The sequence below is a fragment of the Sulfitobacter sp. 1A15258 genome, assembly GCF_043557045.1.
In the GTDB taxonomy this organism is placed as follows: domain Bacteria; phylum Pseudomonadota; class Alphaproteobacteria; order Rhodobacterales; family Rhodobacteraceae; genus Sulfitobacter; species Sulfitobacter faviae.
This window is the reverse complement of sequence record NZ_JBIFFK010000002.1, coordinates 91,883-110,705: the sequence shown is the minus strand read 5'-3', so window position 1 is coordinate 110,705 and position 18,823 is coordinate 91,883. Positions and strand designations below refer to the sequence as shown.

Below are 18,823 nucleotides of genomic sequence, written 5' to 3'. Positions count from 1 at the left end.
CTTCGTCCACAGCGGCTACGCGTTTTTGATCCCGTAGCTGCCCGCGAAAATCTCCTCCACCGGGGGATGGAACAACGTCCTGTCAGGATATTGCGCGACCATCCGGTCGAACTGCGCCTGCGCTTTGGCGTGATAGGCCATGTCGTCGACGCCGGGGATGACACCATCGCGCATGACGAACCGACCTGCAATCATCACGTCCGATACGTCGCGGCCAGAGCCGTTAAGCAGGATCGTCTGAATGGGGTCGATGCGCTGCCCGATGTCGGGGCTGTCCAGCCGGATGACGTTCAGGTCGGCGGCGGCTCCCGGAGCCAGCCGACCCAGATCCGGACGGTTCAGGGCCGCTGCGCCGCCGAGGGTGGCGGCATCATAGAAGTCGGCGGCGCGGACGGCGGTCGGATCACCCTCCGCGATACGGGCGGTCATCACACCCAGGGCCATGTTCTGGATCATATCGGCGGGATGCGTGTCGGTGCCCATACCGATGGGGACGCCGAGGTCGCGAAACCGTGCGAAGGACTGCATGATCTTGCCACTCCGGGCCATCACCAGCGGGCAATGGGCAAGGGCGGCACCGGAGGCCCTCAGGATTTCGAGATCGGGCGCGGCATGGGTGATGCCGTTGAGGCCCGACAGGAACAGCCCATGCGGCAGGATTGTGGACGGAGCAAAAAAACCGGTATCGCGCAGCAGTTCCAACGGGCTTTTGCCATGCTGTTGCAGCACCAGATCATATTCCAGCCGCGACTGGCAGCAATGCAGGCGGATCGGCACGCCGAGGGCGCGGGCAGCCGCACCGCTGCGGCGCAGAAGCTCGGGGGTGCAAGTCTCGATCCGGTCGGGGGCCAGCATGGTGCGGATCAGCCCGCCGTGGGTGTTTTCGTGCCGCGCGATAAAGGCTTCGGCCTCGGCCAGCCCCGCAAAGCCGCGCGGTTCATCATAGTGAAAACCGATTTGCCGATCTTCATTCACCACCAGATTGCCGCTGCGATAGGCGGGGCCAAGGTAGACCCGCAGCCCGAGGTCCGCCGCCGCCTCTGCTGCGGCATCGAATTCCTCTGTCGTCTCGCCCCAAGCGCGGTAGAAGAGCGAGGCAATGGGCAGCGCCGTGGTGATGCCGTTGCGGATCAGCCGAGTGAAGGCATAGCGTTTCTGAAAGGCCAGTTCCTCGGGCGTGTACATCTCACGCGGGCCAGCGGCCATGTAACTCTCGGGCCAAACCCGGCCCTTTAACTCAGGCGGATGGTTGTCATAGCCAAGTACAGTGGTGTCGAGATCGGCCAGCGCGTCGAGGTCGATGAACCCCGGCCCGATCAGCGCCTCGCCAAAGTCGATTGTCTCGGCCACGTCGCCCGCGAAGTCATGGCCGACGTGCAGCACCTTTTCGCCTTCCACGACCACGGTGCCATTGCGGTAGAGGCAGTGTTGCCCGTCCTCATGCCCCACGACCCAAGCGGCGGTCAGGGCGCTGCGTTTCAAGCGCTCTGCCATGTCGCCTCCGTCTCGCCATTGCGGGCCACGATCTGGCCGCCCGACAGGACCAAGCGGCGCGGCGGGCGTAGGGTGATGGCCTCCGAGACCGCCTCGACATCGACCAACACCAGATCCGCGCGGCAGCCTTCGGCGAGGCCGTAGCCCTCAAGCCCCATCACCTTCGCGCCTTCGGTGGTGCAGGTGTCGAGCGCCCAGCCAACCTCAACATCCGCGCGAAAATTGTTGCGCAGGCCGACGAGCATGGCACGCTCTAACATGCAGGCGTTGCCGTATGGGGTCCAAGTGTCGCGGATGCCGTCGTTGCCCGCGCAGATCGCGATGCCGCGCTCGCGGCAGGCGGCGACCGAGGGCACCGGGCGCGCAGCGGGGGCAGTGGTGGCCAGCGAGACCTCCAGCGCCGCGATCCGGTCGAGCAGCCCCGCCACCCGCGCCTGATCCCCCATGCCGAGGCAGAAGGCGTGGCTGACCGTCACCCTGCCCTGCATCGCCAGCGCCTCGGTCCGATCGAGGATCATCTCAAGGCTAAACGCCCCCATCTCCCCCGGCTCATGCAGATGAATGTCGATCGGCTTGCCGTGTCTCTCTGCCAGCCCGAAGACCGCGTCGAGCTGCCCCTTGGGGTCACGGTCAATGCCGCAGGGGTCGAGCCCGCCGACGATATCGGCGCCCTCGCGCAGGGCTTCGTCCATCAATTCCAGCGTGCCGGGGCGGATCATCAGGCCCGATTGCGGAAAGGCGACCGTCTCGATCTGCATGACATCCGCATAGCGCGCCCGGGTGGCGGCCACGCCCCGGTGCAGGCTCAACCCATGTTCGGTGTCGATATCGACATGGCTGCGGATCGCCGTGGTGCCCTTGGATAGCGCCAGCGCCACCTGCCGTGCCGATTGCCGCTCTGCGTCCATGTCCAACTCGTGACGCAGCTTGCGCTCGGTGTCGATCATCTGTTGCAGGCTTTTGCCCTGCTGATGCGGATGCCAGGGCATGCCCCAGAGCGTCTTGTCGAGATGTGCATGCGCATCGACGAGGCCCGGCAGCGCCAGCGCGCCGCCGCAATCCTCAACGGAGACCTCCCCGGTCGGCGTGATCTTAGGCGCGATCTGCGCGATGCGCCCGCCTTCGATTAGCACATCGGCGGCATCCGCCCCCATGAGGCGGAGGTTCTTGAGCAGCAAAGGCTTGGTCATGTCTTGTCCTGTCTATCGTGTCAGAGGGGCGACACGCGCTTGCGGTGCGGCGACTTGCTTGACCCGCGGGAGGGCATAGGCGCCGGTCTTGGCGGTCACCAGCCCGGTCGCGGCAAGGCCAGCGGCCATGCGGATGGCAAAGCCCACACCGTCGATCACCGGCACGCCCGCGTCGCGGCCCAATTGCTCCAAATGCGCGCTCATGCCCGCGCAGCCCAGCACCACGGCCTCGGCCCGGTCTTCCTCGACCGTCTGGCGGATCTTGCGGGCGATCAGCGGCAGGGTCTGCACCGGCGCATATTCGAGGTCGAGCACCGGGATGTCGGCGGCATGTACGGCGCAAAGCGCACGGCCACAGCCGTAACGGTCGCCAAGGTCTTCGATGATCGGCACGGCCCGGGGCAAGGTGGTGACGACCGAAAAGCGTTTGGCGATCCGCCCGGCTGCAATGAGCGCGGCTTCGCACAGACCAATCACCGGCCCCTTGGCCACGGCCCGGGCAGCATCAAGACCGGGATCATCGAAACAGGCGATCACATGGGCCGCAGCCCCTGCCGCTTCGGCCTCAAGAATGGCGTCGAGCATGGCGGGCACGGCGCGCGCCTCATCGGCATAGCCTTCGATGCTGGGCGGTGTCGCCCGCGCGGTGGCGGCAACAACCTCGACCCCCGGCCCGGCTTGGGCGCGGGCGGTGCGGGCGATGGCCTCGGTCATGCCCGCGGTCGAGTTTGGATTGATCAGGTGAATTTTCATCAATTGGCTTTCTGTGTCACGCCAACCGGCGGCGTCTCGGGAACCTTGAGTTCGAACTGCCGGTCGGAGGTGATGTAATTGTCGGCATGCAGCCGCGCGATGGGCTGATAATTTTCGGGCCGGACATAGCGGCCCGCCTCGTCAAGGCAGTTGTCGCGCACATGCATCTGCACGACACGGCCCAGAATGATCTCGCGCCGGGCATAGCGGATGGTCTCTTCGACCACGCATTCCATTGCGCAGGGGCTTTCCGCGATCCAGCCACCGTCGATCTGGCTGGCGGGGGTCATGGTCAGCCCGGCGGTCGCGATCTCATCCACGTCCGGCTCAAAGCTGATCCCGCAGGTAATCATCGCCTCGGCCAGCGCCATGTCGACCATATTGACGCAGAAGCTCTGACGCCGGTCGATGTTGGTGACCGTGTCTTTGATGCTGCCATCGGGACGGCACTGGATGCCGAGAATCACGATCGGCGGCTCCTGCGAGAAGACGTTGAAAAAGCTCATCGGCGCGGCATTGGGCACACCATCGGCGCTCAACGTGGTGACCAGCGCGATGGGGCGCGGCGCCACGAAGCTCGACAGCAGCCGGTAGCGGTCGCGTTCTGGCAGGGTGGTGAAATCGAACTCCATCCCCCCTACTCCGCCGCCAAACGAAGCCACGGCTTCAGCCGCCCCTCGTCCGCCGCGTGACAAGCCGACTTCTGCCCGCCCTCGCGCAGGTTGAGCGCGGGGGCCACGCTCCGGCAGGTATCATTCGCCATCGGGCAACGCGGGTGAAAGGCGCAACCGGGCGGCGGCGAGATCGGGTTCGGCACCTCCCCTGCCACGGGCGCGCGTTCGGCGCCGCCCACGGTCAGCTTGGGCACCGTCTCCATCAGCAGGCGCGTGTAGGGATGCTGCGGGTTGCCGAAGATCTCCTCTTTCGGGCCGACCTCTACGATCTTGCCCAGATACATCACCGCCAGCACATCCGCCATGTACCAGACGACCGCGAGATCGTGGCTGATGAAGATGTAGCTCATGTTGAACTCGTCTTGCAGGTCCTTCATCAGGTTGAGGATCTGGCTTTGCACACTCACATCCAACGCCGAGGTCGGCTCGTCGCAGATCAGCAGTTCGGGGCGTGTCGTAAGCGCCCGCGCGATGGACAGGCGCTGGCGTTGGCCGCCGGAGAACTCATGCGGGAATTTCTTGGCATCGGCGGGGTTCAGACCGACCTGGCTCAGCAGTTTCTCGACCTCGCGGGTGACCTCGGCCCGGGTCTTGCAGATGCCGAAGTTCTTAAGCGGCTCGCCGATGATGTCGCGCACCCGCCAGCGCGGGTTGAGCGAGGCATAGGGATCTTGAAAGATCATCTGCATTCGGCGGCGCAGGGCGGCAGGTTTGCCGGGGGGCATATGGGTGATGTCGTCCCCCTCAAAGCGGATCGTGCCGCCGCTCGGGCTGTGCAGCCCCATCAGCAGCCGCGCCACGGTGGATTTGCCGCAGCCCGACTCGCCCACCACGGCAAAGGTCTTGCCGCGCGGCACGTCGAAGCTGATGTCGTTCACCGCCGTGAGGATACGGCGCGGGCGGCGTTCCAACAGCCGGTTGAGGAAGGGTTCGGACACGTCGAAGCGTTTCGAGATGTTCTGCACGCTGAGGATGTCGTCGGGTGTGATCTGCGGGGTCATGACGTCTCTCCGTAAAGGTGGCAGGCGACTTGGCCGGTGCCGGCGTCCTGCGGCGCGGGGCGGATGCTGTGGCAATGGTCCATCGCCCGGGGGCAGCGCGGCGCAAAGGCACAGCCGGGCGCGGGATTGCGCAACCCGGGCATGGCACATTCGATCTGCGTGAGGCGCCGGTCGCGGATGCCGATCTGCGGGATCGAGGCCATGAGGCCGCGGGTATAGGGGTGCAGCGGCTCCTCGATGACCTGTTTCACATCGCCGATCTCAACCAGCCGCCCGGCATACATCACCGCAACGCGGTCCGCCGTCTCGGCGATCACGCCCATGTCGTGGGTCACCAGCACCACCGCCGTGCCGTTCTCGCGGCAGAGCCGCTTCAGCAGGGAAAGGATCTGCGCCTGCACGCTGACGTCAAGCGCCGTGGTCGGCTCATCCGCGATGATGAGCTTGGGCTCGGCGCAGAGCGCCAGCGCGATCACCACGCGCTGCCGCATCCCGCCCGAGAACTGGTGCGGATATTGGTCAAGCCGCGCCTCGGGGGCCGGGATGCCGACTTCGGCCAGCCAGTCGATGGCCCGCTGGCGGGCGGTCTTCTGGTCGAGGCCGAGATGCACGCGCATCGTGTCGATGAGTTGCTCGCCCACGGTATAGACCGGGTTCAGGCTGGTCAGCGGGTCCTGAAAGATCGCGCCGATCTCCTTGCCGCGAATGCGGCGCATCTTGTCGGCGGGCAGATTGTCGATCCGCGCACCGCGCAACCGCACCTCGCCCGAGCGGATCAGGCCGGGCGGTTCGATCAATCCGGTGATCGCCGCCCCCGTGATCGACTTGCCAGCGCCGGATTCACCCACCAGCCCAAGGATTTCGCCTTCGTCGAGGTCGAGGCTCAGGCCCTTGACGGCCTCCAGCGGGCCGCGCCGGGTTGGGAATTCGACAACGATGTTGTCCAGTTCGAGAAGTGACATGGGATTACCTCAGCGCAGTTTGGGGTTGAGCGCATCGCGCAGCCAGTCGCCCAGCAGGTTCACCGCCAGCACAAGGATCGCCAGCGCCGCGGCGGGAAAGACGACGACCCACCAGATGCCCGAGAACAGGAATTCGTTGCCGATCTGGATCAACGTGCCGAGCGAGGGCTGGGTGGGCGGCATGCCGACACCGAGAAAGCTCAACGTCGCCTCGGTCAGCACCGCCATGCCGAGGTTGATCGTCGCGATGACCAGCACGGGGCCCAGCACATTGGGCAGGATATGTTTGATCATGATCGCCAGCTTGCCGGTGCCGAGGGTGCGCGCCGCCTCGATATATTCCTTGCGCCGCTCCACCATGGTCGAGCCGCGCACGGTGCGGGCGTATTGCACCCAGTTGGTCAGCCCGATCGACAGGATCAGCACAATGAGCGCCGACTCGGCCTGCGCCGAACTGGGCAGCGCACCGCGCAAAATGCCGTTGATCAAAAGCGCCACGAGGATCGGCGGAAAGCTTAGCAGCACATCGGCGATCCGCATCAGCACCGCATCGACGATCCCGCCAAGAAAGCCGCCCAAAAGGCCAAGCGCCACGCCCATCACGGCGGCAAGGATCACGCTGGCGAAACCGACCAGCAGGGAAATCCGCATCCCGTACATGATCGACGAGAGCACATCGCGGGCCTGCGTGTCCGTGCCAAGCAGGTAGGCGGCGCTGCCACCCTCGGCCCAGGCGGGGGGCAACTCACTGTCGAAAAGGTCCAGTTCGGCGATGTTGAACGGGTCCTGCGGCGCAAGGCTCGGGGCGAAGATCGCCGTGAGGAACATCGCCAGCAGCACCAGCGCCGAGATCACCGCCACGCGCGACTTGCGGAAGCTGTAGGTGATATCGCTGTCCCAGAAGGCGTAGAGCATGGGCATGAAGTTTGACATGGGGGAACCTCCTCAGACGCCGCGCGCGGGCGTTCTTTCGGCCCGCAGGCGCGGGTCAGCGACGTTGTACAAAAGGTCGACCAGCGTGTTGATGACCACGAAGATGAAAGAAACCAGCACCAGATAGGCGGCCATCACGGGGACATCGGTAAAGTTCACCGCTTGGATGAACAGGAAGCCCATCCCCGGCCATTGAAAGACCGTCTCGGTGATGATGGCAAAGGCGATGAGCCCGCCCAGTTGTAGACCAAAGATCGTCATCACCGGGATGAGCGTGTTCTTCAGCGCGTATTTGAAATGCAGCATCCGGTTCGGGATGCCGCGGGCCTTGGCGAACTTGATGTAATCCGCGCGCAGCACCTCCAGCATCTCGGCCCGCACCAGCCGCATGATCAGCGTCATCTGGAACAGCGCCAGCATGATCGCGGGCAGGATCAGCGCCTTGAGGCCGGATACTGTCAGGAACCCCGTGGTCCACCAGCCGAGATCGACCACCTTGCCGCGTCCGAAGCTTGGCAGCCATCCCAGCGAGACCGAGAAGACAAGGATCAGCAGAATGCCGGTGACGAAGGTGGGCACGGAGATCCCCAGGAGCGAGATCACCTGCAACCCTTGGCTCAGCCAGCCGCGCGGGTTGAGGGCGGTATAGATGCCCAAGGGCACCCCAAGCGCCAGCGCCAGACCCGCGGCGACCAGCACCAGCTCGGCAGTGGCGGGAAAGCGTTCGGCCAGAAGGTCCGAGACGGGGCGGTTGTTGCGATAGGACTGACCAAAGTCGCCCTGCGCCGCATCTGCGATGAAACGCCCGTATTGCACCAGAACGGGGTCGTTGAGCCCCAGCTTCTCGCGCATCTCGGCGCGGTCCTGCACGGTGGCGTCTTCGGGCAGAAGGTTGGAAATCGGGTCACCCAGAAAGCGGAACATCAGAAAGGCGATCGAGGCGACGACGAGCATCACCAGCGCGGCCTGTATGATGCGGCGGATAAGAAAGGCGAACATGCTGGCCTCCGGCTGGCAAGGTTATCGGTGGGCGGGCGTGGGGAGGGGCGCCCGCCCGGGGGCAGGTTACTCGATCCGGGCGAGCCAGAGGCGCGGTTTGTCATCCGCGGTCTGGGGGATCTTCACCGCATCACGCGCGGCCCACGACAGGGGCTGGGCGTGCAGCGGCAACCATGCCACCTCTTGATCGGCGATGCGGAAGGCTTCGACCATCATCTCCATCCGCTTTTCGGCATCCAGCTCGGTCGCCACGGCCTTGGTCAGACGGTCAACCTCGGGGTTGGAGTAGCCGCCGGGGTTCCATGTGCCCATCTGCCCTTCGGGCGTGTGCAGCATCGCCGAGAGCACCGAATACCCGTCGAGCATCGGCAGCGTGGCCCAGCCCAGCATGAACATGTCGGTCTCATTGGCGCGGGCGCGCTCAAAATGAATCGCCTTGGTCTCTGCCGTGAGGTCCGCCTTGACGCCGACGCGGGCAAACATCGCCGCCAGCGCCTGACAGATCGCCGCGTCGTTGACGTAGCGGTCATTGGGGCAGTTCATGTTCAGGCTGAAGCCTTCGGGGTATCCGGCATCGGCCAGCATCTGCTTGGCCTTTTCGGGATCATAGGCGGGGATTTCATCGACCCCTTCGTCAAAGCCCGGCACCTGGGGGGCCACCAGACCGCCGAGGTTGCGGGATTTGCCGCGCATGATCTTGTCGCGCAGCAGGTCATAGCTGATGGCATGAACCAGCGCCTGACGGACCTCGACCTTTTGCAGCGGGTTGTCGTCTTGGTTGGGGTTGTTCGACGTGTCGGACATGTTGATGCCCATCATGATCGCGCGCAGGCCCGGCGCTTCGAGCACATGCATGCCTTCGGTCGCCTCGATCCGCTTGGCGTCCTGCAAGGGCGAGGGCACGATCATGTCCAGCTCGCCCGAGAGCATCGCCGCCACGCGGGTCGCATCGGAGTTGATCGGGTTCAGCTCGATCCGGGTCAGGTTGTGCTGCGGCTCGTCCCACCAATCCTCGTTCACGGTCAGCACGGTCTGCGCGTCCGGGGTACGGGATTCAAAGCGGAAGGGGCCGGTGCCATTGGCGTTGGAGGTGGTGTAGCCCTCCTCGCCCTTCTGCGCGTCGATCGGGTCGAGCGCATCATGTTCTTCGAGCCAGCCGCTGTCGAAGATCAGCACATTGGTCAGGAAGTTGTTCAAAAGCGGGTTCGGCCCGTCGAGCATCAGATCGACAGTCATCTCATCGACCATCCTGGCATCGACCAGACCGGCGATATTGCCGCGAATGGGGGAATCTTCATGCGCGGCCCGTTTGACCGAGGCCACCACGTCTTCGGCTGAGAAATCCTGCCCATCGTGGAACTTGATCCCCTCGCGCAGTTTGTAGCGCACGGTGGTCTCATCGATCTGCTCCCAACTGGTGGCGAGCGCCGGTTCGATTTTGAGATCGGCGTCATAGCGGACCAGCGCCTCATAGACGTGGTTCAAAAAAGAGACGGTGAAACTGTCGGTCATCGAATGCGGGTCGAGACCGTAGAGGTCGCCATTGGTGCCTAGGCGGAAGGTCTCGCCCTGCGCCATGCTGGCACAGCTGAGCGCCAAAGCCGAGGTGAATAGAAATTTGCGCGGTGTCATTGTTATCTCCCTGTTCGTGCCGCCCTGCGAGCACAGCGGACCTGCATCACAGCGACTAAAGCTAGGCTGGCACGATTCCATTTTTCTGTCTACAATTATTGTTAACAATCTGTGCTGACATAAATTGCTTGCACTTTATCGGGCGTTTCTACGACTATTGAGGCAAATTCAGTAAATAAAGATTTGAGGGGGGCCGATAGGTGACAGGAGCAAAGCTCACGGAGAAGCAGATCTATGAACGGATCTGGAAATCCATCGCCGAACGTCGCCTGCCACCCGGCACGCGATTGAAAGAGGAACGGCTGTGCGAAATCTTCGGCGCCAGCCGTCCGCGCATTCGCCGGGCGTTATACCAACTGACCCATGACGGGCTGGTCAGCCACATCCCGAACCGCGGCGCTTTTGTCACCACACCATCGGTCGACGAAGCCCGCGATGTCTTTTTCACCCGCCGCGTCGTGGAACGCGGCGTGATCGAAGCGCTGAAGAAACACGGCGCGCAAGAGAAACTGGCCGCCTTGGAAGCCCATATCGCCGAAGAACGCGAAGCGCTGGCGGCAGGGGACACGGCGCGTATCATCCGGCTCTCGGGCGCCTTTCATATGCTGCTGGCCGAACTCGCCGCCTCTCCCCTCTTGGCCGATATCCTGCGCGACCTCGTTTCAAAAAGCACCTTGGTCACGGCTGTGTTCAAACCGAAATGCGATACGCAATGCGGCCCGGACGAACATGCCGCCATCGTCGCGGCCCTCGCCGCAGGGGATTTCGACACCGCGATGACAGAGATGGAGGCACATCTTCTGGAAGCGGAGCGCACTTTGAAACTTGAAGCCTCGCAAGACGGCGCTGCGGCGCAGGACGATGTCCTCGGGGCCGCGTTGAGCGAGGACTTGTAATGACCAGCCATGCGATCACCCACACCACCGCGATCACGATGGACGCGGAGCGACGTGTCATCAACAATGCCACCGTGCTGTTCGAAAACGACCGTATCACCGCCGTCGGCCCTGCGGGCGATGTGCCCCTCCCCGAAACCGCCGAGGTGATCGACGGGCGCGAAATGATCACCCTTCCGGGGCTGATCGACAGCCATGCCCACGCAGGCCACGGGCTGACGCGCAACCTTGGCGGCGGCGATGGCGATGGCGATGCGTGGTTTCAGGCCTGCGAGACGATCTACACCCGCGGCTCCACCCCCGCGTTCTGGCAGGCCGAAGCCCGGCTTTCGGGGCTTGAGCGGCTAAAGGCGGGGATTACCACCTGCACGATGCTGCTTGGCGGCGGGGCGGATCATTACCGCACCGATACGGTAGAAGCGGGCAATCTCCATTGCGATGCCACGCGCGAGATTGGCATCCGAACGATGCTCGCCGCGGGCCTGAACCGCCGCCCCTTCCCCAAGCCCTACCGCAGTCTCGACCTTGACCGGGAGGTCAGCCTGTCCTTCGAGGATCAGTTACAGGTCTGCGCTGAACTCGCGCAAACCAACGGGGATTTCCTGAACGATGGCGCGGGGGTCTGCCTCATCATGCCGGTCTATTCGCCCGAGGACTTTGCGCAGGCCCCCGAGGACATCCGCGCGATGTGCCGCGCCGCGATGGACCTGCGTGAAAAACATGGGCTGCTGTTCACTCAGGATGGCCACCGGTCCGGCTCCATCGCGCTGGCCGAAGACCTCGGCATCCTCGGCCCATGGGCCTATCTGTCCCATTCGGTCGACCTCACCCCCGAGGATATGGACGCGGCCAAACGCAGCGGCGCGTCGATCGTTCACAACCCCTCGGCCATCATGTCGGTTCTGGGCCGCTGCCCCGCGCCCGAACTGCGCGAGATGGGGGTGAACGTCGCCCTCGGCTCGGACGCCGCAGCGCCGGACCGGGGCTATGACATGTTCCGCCACATGGCCCAATGCCTGCACTACCACCGCCGCCACTTCCGCGACCCGGAGGTGATGATGCCGCGTGATGTGCTGGAAATGTGCACCATCGACGCCGCCAAGGCGATTGGGATGGAGGCCGACCTCGGCTCACTCGAACCGGGCAAGAAGGCGGATATCGTCATGCTCGACCGCCGCAAACCGCATCTCTACCCGCCGATGATGCCCCTGACCACGGTCGCGCAATTCGCCAATGCAGCGGATGTGCATACGGTCATCGTAAATGGGGAAGTCCGCATGAGAGACCGCGAAACGGCACTGGACGAAGGCAGCATACTCGACGCCGCTGCGGGAGAACTGAATGCGGCCCTCGCCCGCTGCGACCTGTCGCATCTTCTCGTAGAATAACGAAATTCACGCGCGGAACAGTAAAGGCGAGGGGCCACCCCCTCGCCTTCTGTCGTGTTTATTCGGGCTTGGCGCCTTCCGTTTCACGGGCAACATTGCTGTTCCAGATCGTGTGATCGACGCCATCGCCAAGCTCGGCATATTCGGCGATCCTGAACATCGGCTCTTTCCCCGCCTTACGCTGCGCGAAATAGTCCCGCGTGAGTTTGGCGACGGTCTTGGACAGGATCAGGATGGCGATCAGGTTGACCGTCGCCATCAGCGCCATGGAGGCATCGGCGAAGTTGAACACGGTCGTGACCGCCTGCAACGAGCCCCAGACCACCATCGCGATCACCAGCGCCTTCAGCACGAGAAGCGGGATACGCTTGCCCATCCCAAGGAACTCCATCGCGTTCTCGGCATAGGAATAATTCCCGATGATCGAGGTAAAGGCGAAGAACAGGATGGCGATCCCGATGAAGATCGGGCCGAATGCGCCGATATGCTGTTCCAAAGCGATCTGGGTCAGCGCCATGCCGGTCGCCGCACCTTCGGAATAGTCGACCACGCCCGAGAGCAGGATCATCAGCGCCGTGGCCGTGCAGATCACCAGCGTATCTATAAAGACGCCAAGCCCCTGCACCAGCCCTTGACTGGACGGATGGTGCGGATCGGGCACCGCGACGGCGGCGATGTTCGGGGCCGAGCCCATGCCCGCCTCATTCGAGAACAGACCGCGCTTCACCCCGTTGAGCAGGGCCACCATGAAGCCCCCCGTAAAGCCGCCTGCCGCCGCTTCGAAACCAAAGGCCGATTTGACGATCAGGGCCAGCATGGCGGGCACATCGGCGATGTTCAGAACCACGACGAGCAGCGCCACGACGATATAGAGTCCGGCCATGGCAGGAACGATCTTTTCCGCGACCCGCGCGATGGATTTGATCCCGCCGAAGATGACGATGCCCGCAAAACCGCCGACGACAAGGCCGGTGACGAGTTTGGGAATGGCAAAGGCTTCCTCCATCGCGACGGAGATCGAGTTTGCCTGCACCGCCGAGAAGATCAGGCCGAAGCTGATGATAAGGCAGACCGAAAAGACATAGCCCATGGCGTTCGACCCGATGCCCCGGGACATGTAGAAGGCCGGCCCGCCACGGTATTGCCCATCCGCGTTCCGAACCTTGTAAAGCTGCGCCAAGGTCGATTCCGCATAGGCCGTCGCCATGCCGACGAGCGCCACAACCCACATCCAGAACACAGCCCCCGGCCCGCCGAGATAGATCGCCACGGCCACCCCGGCGAGGTTGCCCGTACCGACCCGGCTGGCGAGAGAGATCGTCAGCGCCTGAAATGGTGAAATGCCCGCGGCGGAAGTGTCACGCGAGGATCTGACCACGCGAAAGAACTCGGCGAAATGCCGGAATTGCAAGAAACCAGTGCGCCAAGTGAAGTAAAGCCCGACAGCCAGCAGGCCATATACGAGGACGTAGCCCCATAAGACGGTGTTCAGGAAATCGACGATTGCGGTCATATTCTTGTCCCCCTCGTTTGCATGTTCAACAACTAACGCGTCGGCAGACAAGGGAAAGCTTTGAACCGAAATGAAAACGCCCGGCGGGCGTCAGTATCGATCGTCGCGGGGCTGCACGCCACCGCGCGAAAATGTGGTGCTACCTGCTACGCGGTCAGATGAACAGTGGCGCGGGCCGAAGGGCGGGCGCATGGCCCGCGCAAGCAAGCGACCACCTTCACACCCTCAGTGCGTCCACGCCCCACGGCGGCCGGTCGCGAAATTCTCGCCATAGCCGCCGGGGCGGACGTTGGGCTTGCGCTTGTTGGGCAGTTGCACCTGCGCGTCGATGCCATGATCGCGGGCGTATTCTTCGGCGGCTTCGCGGGTGTCGAACTGCAAGCGCACTTGGCTTTGCGTATCATCGGAAGATGTCCAGCCCATCAGCGGATCGACCCTGCGCGCTTCCGCGGGCGAAAACTCAAGCAGCCAGACACGGGTCTTGGCCGTGCCGGAGGACATCGCTGTACGGGCGGGTTGGTAGATACGTGCGCGCATTTCGGGACTCTCGCTTCAATAACCTCGGGCTTTATCTAATATTCCGTGCCAAGGGGCAAGGGAATGCAGGCCCGCGCAAATAAACCCTACCATGCTGCGGTGCAGAGACTACATCAAGATCACCCCATTGGAGTGTTCCATATGACCCCCTTCGCCCTCTTCGCCCTGCAAAGCCAGATCGCCGCCCTCGCGGTGGAAACCCAGATCGTGATGTCGCTGCGCCTCTTGGGCATGGCAGGCGCGCTGCCCGCCCGCCCCGGTGAGAACAACCGCATGGTGGCCGAGAAAGGCCCGGCCATGGTCAAGGCCTTCACCGCCGGAACGCAGGCCATGATGCTGGGCAAAAGCCCGGATCAGATCATGGACGCCTCGCTCGCCCCTCTGGCCCGCAAGGTGCGACAGAATCGTAAACGGTTGATGAAGTAGCGGCAAAAGCGCCCTTCGCGGCCCCCTGCCCCTTGAACCCCGCGTGAAAGAGGGCACCTATGGGAAGCTTGACGAAGGATACCCGCGATGCCCTATGCCCATTCCGACAAGACCGAGGGGATGCCGATGCTGGCAAACCCCGCACCAGACGTGCGCAACCGCCCCAAGCTGGAGGGCGGCCATAAGTTCAAACTGGTCACCGAATTCGACCCGGCGGGCGACCAGCCCACGGCGATTAAGGAACTGACCGAAGGGGTGAACTCGGGCGAGCGCGATCAGGTGCTTCTGGGCGCCACTGGGACGGGCAAGACCTTCACCATGGCCAAGGTCATCGAAGAGACGCAGCGCCCCGCCATCATCCTCGCCCCCAACAAGACGCTGGCGGCGCAGCTTTACGGCGAGTTCAAGGGCTTCTTCCCCGACAACGCGGTGGAATATTTCGTCTCCTACTACGACTATTACCAGCCCGAAGCCTATGTCGCACGCTCCGACACCTTCATCGAGAAGGAGAGCCAGATCAACGAGCAGATCGACCGGATGCGCCACTCCGCCACCCGCGCGCTTTTGGAGCGTGACGACGTGATCATCGTGGCCTCGGTCTCCTGCATCTACGGCATCGGTAGCGTCGAGACCTATGGCGCGATGACCCAAGACCTGAAAGCGGGCAGCATGTACGACCAGCGCAAGGTCATCGCCGATCTGGTCGCCCAGCAGTACAAGCGCAACGACGCGGCTTTCCAGCGTGGCTCTTTCCGCGTGCGCGGCGACAGTCTGGAAATCTTCCCCGCCCACCTCGACGACCGCGCGTGGCGGCTCTCCTTCTTTGGCGAGGAGTTGGAGAGCATCACCGAGTTCGACCCGCTCACCGGTGAGAAGACCGACACATTCGAGCAGATCCGCGTCTATGCGAACAGCCACTACGTGACGCCGAAGCCGACGATGCAGCAGGCCATTCAGGGCATCAAGAAAGAGCTGCGCACCCGGCTTGACCAACTCGTCGCCGACGGCAAGCTTCTGGAGGCGCAGCGGCTGGAGCAGCGCACCAATTTCGACATCGAGATGCTGGAGGCCACCGGCGTCTGCAACGGGATCGAGAACTACTCGCGCTATCTGACGGGGCGCGCACCGGGCGAGCCGCCCCCCACCCTCTTCGAATTCATCCCCGACAACGCCATCGTCTTTGCCGATGAAAGCCACGTCTCGGTGCCGCAGATCGGCGGCATGTACAAAGGCGACTACCGCCGCAAGTTCACGCTGGCCGAACACGGCTTCCGCCTGCCGTCCTGCATGGACAACCGACCCCTCAAGTTCGAGGAATGGGACGCCATGCGCCCGCAATCGGTCTTTGTCTCCGCCACCCCGGCGGCATGGGAGATCGAGCAATCGGGCGGCGTCTTCACCGAACAGGTCATCCGTCCCACCGGCCTCTTGGATCCCAAGGTCGAGATCCGGCCCGTGGAGATGCAGGTCGACGATCTGCTCGATGAGGTGCGCAAGGTGGCCGCCGACGGTTACCGCACGCTTTGCACTGTGCTGACCAAGCGCATGGCCGAAGACCTCACCGAATACATGCACGAACAGGGCATCCGCGTGCGCTACATGCACTCCGACATTGACACGATCGAGCGGATCGAGATCCTGCGCGACCTGCGCCTCGGCGCCTTCGACGTGCTGATCGGGATCAACCTCCTGCGTGAGGGGCTCGACATTCCCGAATGCGGGTTGGTCGCCATTCTGGACGCGGACAAGGAAGGCTTCCTGCGCTCGGAAACCTCGCTCATCCAGACCATCGGCCGCGCCGCGCGCAACGCCGAAGGGCGGGTGATCATGTATGCCGACCGCATCACCGGCTCGATGGAGCGCGCCATGGGTGAGACCGAGCGCCGCCGCGCCAAGCAGATCGCCTATAACGAGGAACACGGCATCACCCCCGCCACGGTGAAAAAGAACGTCGAGGACATCCTCGCGGGACTCTACAAAGGCGACGTGGACATGAACCGCGTCACCGCCAAGGTCGACAAGCCGATGGCGGGCGGCAACCTGCAAGCCGTGCTCGACGGGCTGCGCGCCGATATGCGCAAAGCAGCCGAGAACCTAGAGTTCGAAGAGGCTGCGCGCCTGCGTGACGAGGTCAAACGGCTGGAGGCTGTGGACCTTGCCGTCGCCGACGATCCGATGGCGCGCCAGCAGGCAGTCGACCGCGCCGTCGATGCCGCGCAGCAAGCCTCGGGCCGCAGCACCTCAGGCCGCGGCGGCATGCGTGGCGGCAATGTAAAACGCCGTAAACGCTAAAGAAAAAGGGCCACCCTACTCGGGGAGGCCCCTGAACAATTCAGCCCTAAAACGCCGCAGCTACCGTCGCAGCGCCGCCACCAAGGCCAACACCAGCGCCGCACCGATTGCAGCGACGACCAGCAGCAACAGCAAGCCCCCCGCGGCCACCACCGTCACGCCCAGCGCGGCAAGGATGAAGGGCAGCGCCACGGCGCCGACGACCCCTAAAACAAGGTAAAGAATGCGGTTCCGGCCCGCCACGGCCCCGGCAATGGCCCCGGCGGCAAGCCCGACCACCACGAGTGCGATCAGCGCCACGGCGCCAAGCGTATCAAGAAAGGCTTCCATCGAAGGGTTCTCCTAAATCAAATGAAGGGTACGAATGGCACGCCGCATGCCCCAAGGGTCAGCAGCAGGCCGAGAGCGATCATTCGGCGCATCGGGGTTCCTTTCCAATCATGGCCAAACCAGCCGCACTCTCATCAGACCCGATCCGCCGCGCAAAAACAATGGGCTGCGCAGACTATCGCCGCAGCGAAAGGGAGGCGTCATCGCCTCCCCTAACCATTTGGAGCGCCTATCAAATCCAGTAATAAGGCACGCCGTAGTGATCGAACGTCCGCTCTTGCCACGCGCGGTCGCTGTGCCACTGCTCGGTCCGCTCCGGCGCGCCTTTGACCGTCGCCTCATCGATGTTGGTCATGAAACCATCGCGCGAGGGGTCATAGTTCAGCGCGTTCCACGGCACCGGGTAATGCTCCTCCCCGAGCCCCAGAAAGCCGCCGAAGCCCATCACGGCATAGGCGACCTTGCCGGATTGCTTGTCGATCATCAGGTGGTCGATATGGCCGATTTCGGTCCCATCCGCGCCGAAAACGGCGGTGCCGTTCACGTTGTCCGAAGAAACCAGCGATGCGGGTGCTGTCGTGTCAGTCATGGCTTGTTCCTCTCATGATTGCTGTACCCACAAAACCCAAGGCAGGCGGCACCGGTTCCCGCAATACGGGCAGACCGGCGGGGATCGGCTTAGGCCCAGCGCGGCGCGGTGCGGGAACAATTGCGCGCGCCCTTGGGTTGATCACTCAATAGACACGCACGCATTCGAGAGGGATCAAACAATGGAATATGGACTTTTAGGGCTCATCATCCTCATCGCCGACATCTACGCCATCTATCAGGTCGTCACCTCCAACGCCTCGGGCGCGGCCAAGATCGCATGGGTCTTGGGCATCATCATCCTGCCGGTGCTGGGCTTCATCGTCTGGCTCATCGCAGGCCCCCGCGGCAACAAGGCCCACGTCTGAGCCCACGCCGGGCGACCCTGACATTGAAACTGCAAAACCCGGTGCCCTCGGCGCCGGGTTTTCACCTTTCCCCCGGCAAGCAACGATTTGTTAACCGCCATTAACCAAGATCGCAGCAGGAGCCTGCCATGCGATCTGCCCTTTGCCTTACCCTACTGGCCTGCCAGTTCAGCCCCACCGCCGCCCACGCCGGGCCGTGGCTGCGCGAGGAAGGCACGACCTTCATCTCAAGCTCCTTCTCGGCGACTTACTTCTACGACCTCTCCCAAAGCACCTATATCGAATACGGGCTGCGCGAGCGGCTCACCCTCGGCTTCGACCTCAACACCGCGCAAAGCCGTTTTGGCCTGCAAAGCGGCCATGCCACCGTCTTCCTGCGCTTCCCCTTGGGGGAGCCGAGCGATACGGGTCGCTGGGCTTACGATATCGGCGCCGGAGCAAGCTGGTCGGGGGAGTTCATCTCGCCCCACCTCAGGGCCGGGCTGTCTTGGGGCCGCGGCTTCACCTTGGGCGAACGGAATGGCTGGCTTACCGTCGATGCCTCCGCAAGATGGGAGTTTGGCTTTTCCCAAGAGGTCATCAAAATCGACAGCACCGCCGGGCTCGACTTCACCCCCGTGACCACCGGAATGGCGCAGGTCTTTCTCACCTACACCGGGGGTGAGACCTATGCCAAATTCGCCCCCTCCATCGTTCTGTCGCCCAGCTTCACCAAATACCGCCTGCAATTGGGCAGCGAAATCCCCTTCGACGCGCCAGAGAATTCGGCCCTCACCCTCAGCCTCTGGCGGGAGTTCTAAAACAAATGGCCCCGCCGATCTCCGGCAGGGCCTCTTCACACCTCAGC

At 63.6% G+C, this 18,823-nt stretch carries 19 protein-coding genes; 6 read left to right on the top strand and 13 right to left on the bottom strand.

Annotated elements, in window-relative coordinates; translation table 11 throughout:
- Window positions 1-15 precede the first annotated feature (15 nt).
- The 9 genes from ACGYK9_RS04675 to ACGYK9_RS04635 form a co-directional block, all read right to left on the bottom strand.
- Complete coding sequence (locus tag ACGYK9_RS04675) at window positions 16-1,494, bottom strand: chlorohydrolase family protein (protein ID WP_394412456.1); 1,479 nt, start codon at window positions 1,492-1,494, stop codon at window positions 16-18.
- Window positions 1,479-2,684 carry an amidohydrolase family protein gene (locus tag ACGYK9_RS04670; RefSeq protein ID WP_271688999.1) on the bottom strand — a complete coding sequence of 402 codons (1,206 nt, stop codon included), beginning with the start codon at window positions 2,682-2,684 and terminating at the stop codon, window positions 1,479-1,481. Before ACGYK9_RS04670 ends, ACGYK9_RS04675 begins: the two co-directional genes overlap by 16 nt.
- 12 nt (window positions 2,685-2,696) lie before the next feature.
- Window positions 2,697-3,437 carry an aspartate/glutamate racemase family protein gene (locus ACGYK9_RS04665; RefSeq protein ID WP_209217105.1) on the bottom strand — a complete coding sequence of 247 codons (741 nt, stop codon included), beginning with the start codon at window positions 3,435-3,437 and terminating at the stop codon, window positions 2,697-2,699.
- Window positions 3,437-4,069 carry a flavin reductase family protein gene (locus ACGYK9_RS04660; protein WP_394412459.1) on the bottom strand — a complete coding sequence of 211 codons (633 nt, stop codon included), beginning with the start codon at window positions 4,067-4,069 and terminating at the stop codon, window positions 3,437-3,439. The genes ACGYK9_RS04665 and ACGYK9_RS04660 overlap by 1 nt, the downstream gene beginning before the upstream one ends.
- A gap of 5 nt (window positions 4,070-4,074) precedes the next feature.
- A complete protein-coding gene (locus ACGYK9_RS04655) occupies window positions 4,075-5,112 on the bottom strand; it encodes an oligopeptide/dipeptide ABC transporter ATP-binding protein (RefSeq protein ID WP_322329008.1) in 1,038 nt (345 codons plus the stop codon).
- Window positions 5,109-6,074, bottom strand: coding sequence for an ABC transporter ATP-binding protein (locus tag ACGYK9_RS04650; RefSeq protein WP_394412464.1), 966 nt, complete (start codon window positions 6,072-6,074; stop codon window positions 5,109-5,111). The genes ACGYK9_RS04655 and ACGYK9_RS04650 overlap by 4 nt, the downstream gene beginning before the upstream one ends.
- A 9-nt stretch (window positions 6,075-6,083) precedes the next feature.
- The gene (locus ACGYK9_RS04645; protein WP_168613040.1) at window positions 6,084-7,007 is read right to left on the bottom strand and encodes an ABC transporter permease; all 924 of its coding nucleotides are present in this window, start codon (window positions 7,005-7,007) and stop codon (window positions 6,084-6,086) included.
- A 12-nt stretch (window positions 7,008-7,019) separates the two neighbouring features.
- Window positions 7,020-8,006 (bottom strand): ABC transporter permease, encoded by a 987-nt coding sequence (locus ACGYK9_RS04640; protein WP_168613039.1) that lies wholly within the window; start codon window positions 8,004-8,006, stop codon window positions 7,020-7,022.
- Between the two features lie 66 nt (window positions 8,007-8,072).
- Complete coding sequence (locus ACGYK9_RS04635) at window positions 8,073-9,638, bottom strand: ABC transporter substrate-binding protein (RefSeq protein WP_394412467.1); 1,566 nt, start codon at window positions 9,636-9,638, stop codon at window positions 8,073-8,075.
- Window positions 9,639-9,838: 200 nt separating this feature from the next.
- Between ACGYK9_RS04635 and ACGYK9_RS04630 the strand changes: the two genes are divergently transcribed.
- Complete coding sequence (locus ACGYK9_RS04630) at window positions 9,839-10,534, top strand: GntR family transcriptional regulator (RefSeq protein WP_394412470.1); 696 nt, start codon at window positions 9,839-9,841, stop codon at window positions 10,532-10,534.
- Window positions 10,534-11,922: an amidohydrolase family protein gene (locus ACGYK9_RS04625; protein ID WP_394412473.1), complete on the top strand. Its 1,389-nt coding sequence runs from the start codon at window positions 10,534-10,536 to the stop codon at window positions 11,920-11,922. Before ACGYK9_RS04630 ends, ACGYK9_RS04625 begins: the two co-directional genes overlap by 1 nt.
- Window positions 11,923-11,980: 58 nt before the next feature.
- Here ACGYK9_RS04625 and ACGYK9_RS04620 read toward each other — a convergent pair whose 3' ends face one another.
- The gene (locus ACGYK9_RS04620; protein ID WP_394412476.1) at window positions 11,981-13,435 is read right to left on the bottom strand and encodes an alanine/glycine:cation symporter family protein; all 1,455 of its coding nucleotides are present in this window, start codon (window positions 13,433-13,435) and stop codon (window positions 11,981-11,983) included.
- A 225-nt stretch (window positions 13,436-13,660) separates the two neighbouring features.
- On the bottom strand, window positions 13,661-13,972 hold the full coding sequence (locus ACGYK9_RS04615; protein ID WP_067268114.1) for an ETC complex I subunit: 312 nt from the start codon (window positions 13,970-13,972) through the stop codon (window positions 13,661-13,663).
- A 141-nt stretch (window positions 13,973-14,113) separates the two neighbouring features.
- On the opposite strand from ACGYK9_RS04615, the gene ACGYK9_RS04610 reads away from it, so the two are divergent.
- On the top strand, window positions 14,114-14,398 hold the full coding sequence (locus ACGYK9_RS04610) for an antifreeze protein (protein WP_394402424.1): 285 nt from the start codon (window positions 14,114-14,116) through the stop codon (window positions 14,396-14,398).
- An 87-nt stretch (window positions 14,399-14,485) separates the two neighbouring features.
- Window positions 14,486-16,690, top strand: a complete 2,205-nt coding sequence (gene uvrB / locus ACGYK9_RS04605; RefSeq protein WP_067268117.1) for an excinuclease ABC subunit UvrB — start codon at window positions 14,486-14,488, stop codon at window positions 16,688-16,690.
- 60 nt (window positions 16,691-16,750) lie between these two features.
- Here uvrB and ACGYK9_RS04600 read toward each other — a convergent pair whose 3' ends face one another.
- Complete coding sequence (locus tag ACGYK9_RS04600) at window positions 16,751-17,020, bottom strand: GlsB/YeaQ/YmgE family stress response membrane protein (protein ID WP_209217057.1); 270 nt, start codon at window positions 17,018-17,020, stop codon at window positions 16,751-16,753.
- Between the two features lie 232 nt (window positions 17,021-17,252).
- Window positions 17,253-17,609, bottom strand: coding sequence for a PRC-barrel domain-containing protein (locus ACGYK9_RS04595; RefSeq protein WP_394412480.1), 357 nt, complete (start codon window positions 17,607-17,609; stop codon window positions 17,253-17,255).
- Between the two features lie 181 nt (window positions 17,610-17,790).
- Here ACGYK9_RS04595 and ACGYK9_RS04590 point away from each other — a divergent pair, with 181 nt between their 5' ends.
- Window positions 17,791-17,976: a PLDc N-terminal domain-containing protein gene (locus ACGYK9_RS04590; protein ID WP_394412483.1), complete on the top strand. Its 186-nt coding sequence runs from the start codon at window positions 17,791-17,793 to the stop codon at window positions 17,974-17,976.
- 128 nt (window positions 17,977-18,104) lie between these two features.
- Window positions 18,105-18,776 (top strand): hypothetical protein, encoded by a 672-nt coding sequence (locus ACGYK9_RS04585; protein ID WP_394412486.1) that lies wholly within the window; start codon window positions 18,105-18,107, stop codon window positions 18,774-18,776.
- Window positions 18,777-18,823: the final 47 nt, after the last annotated feature.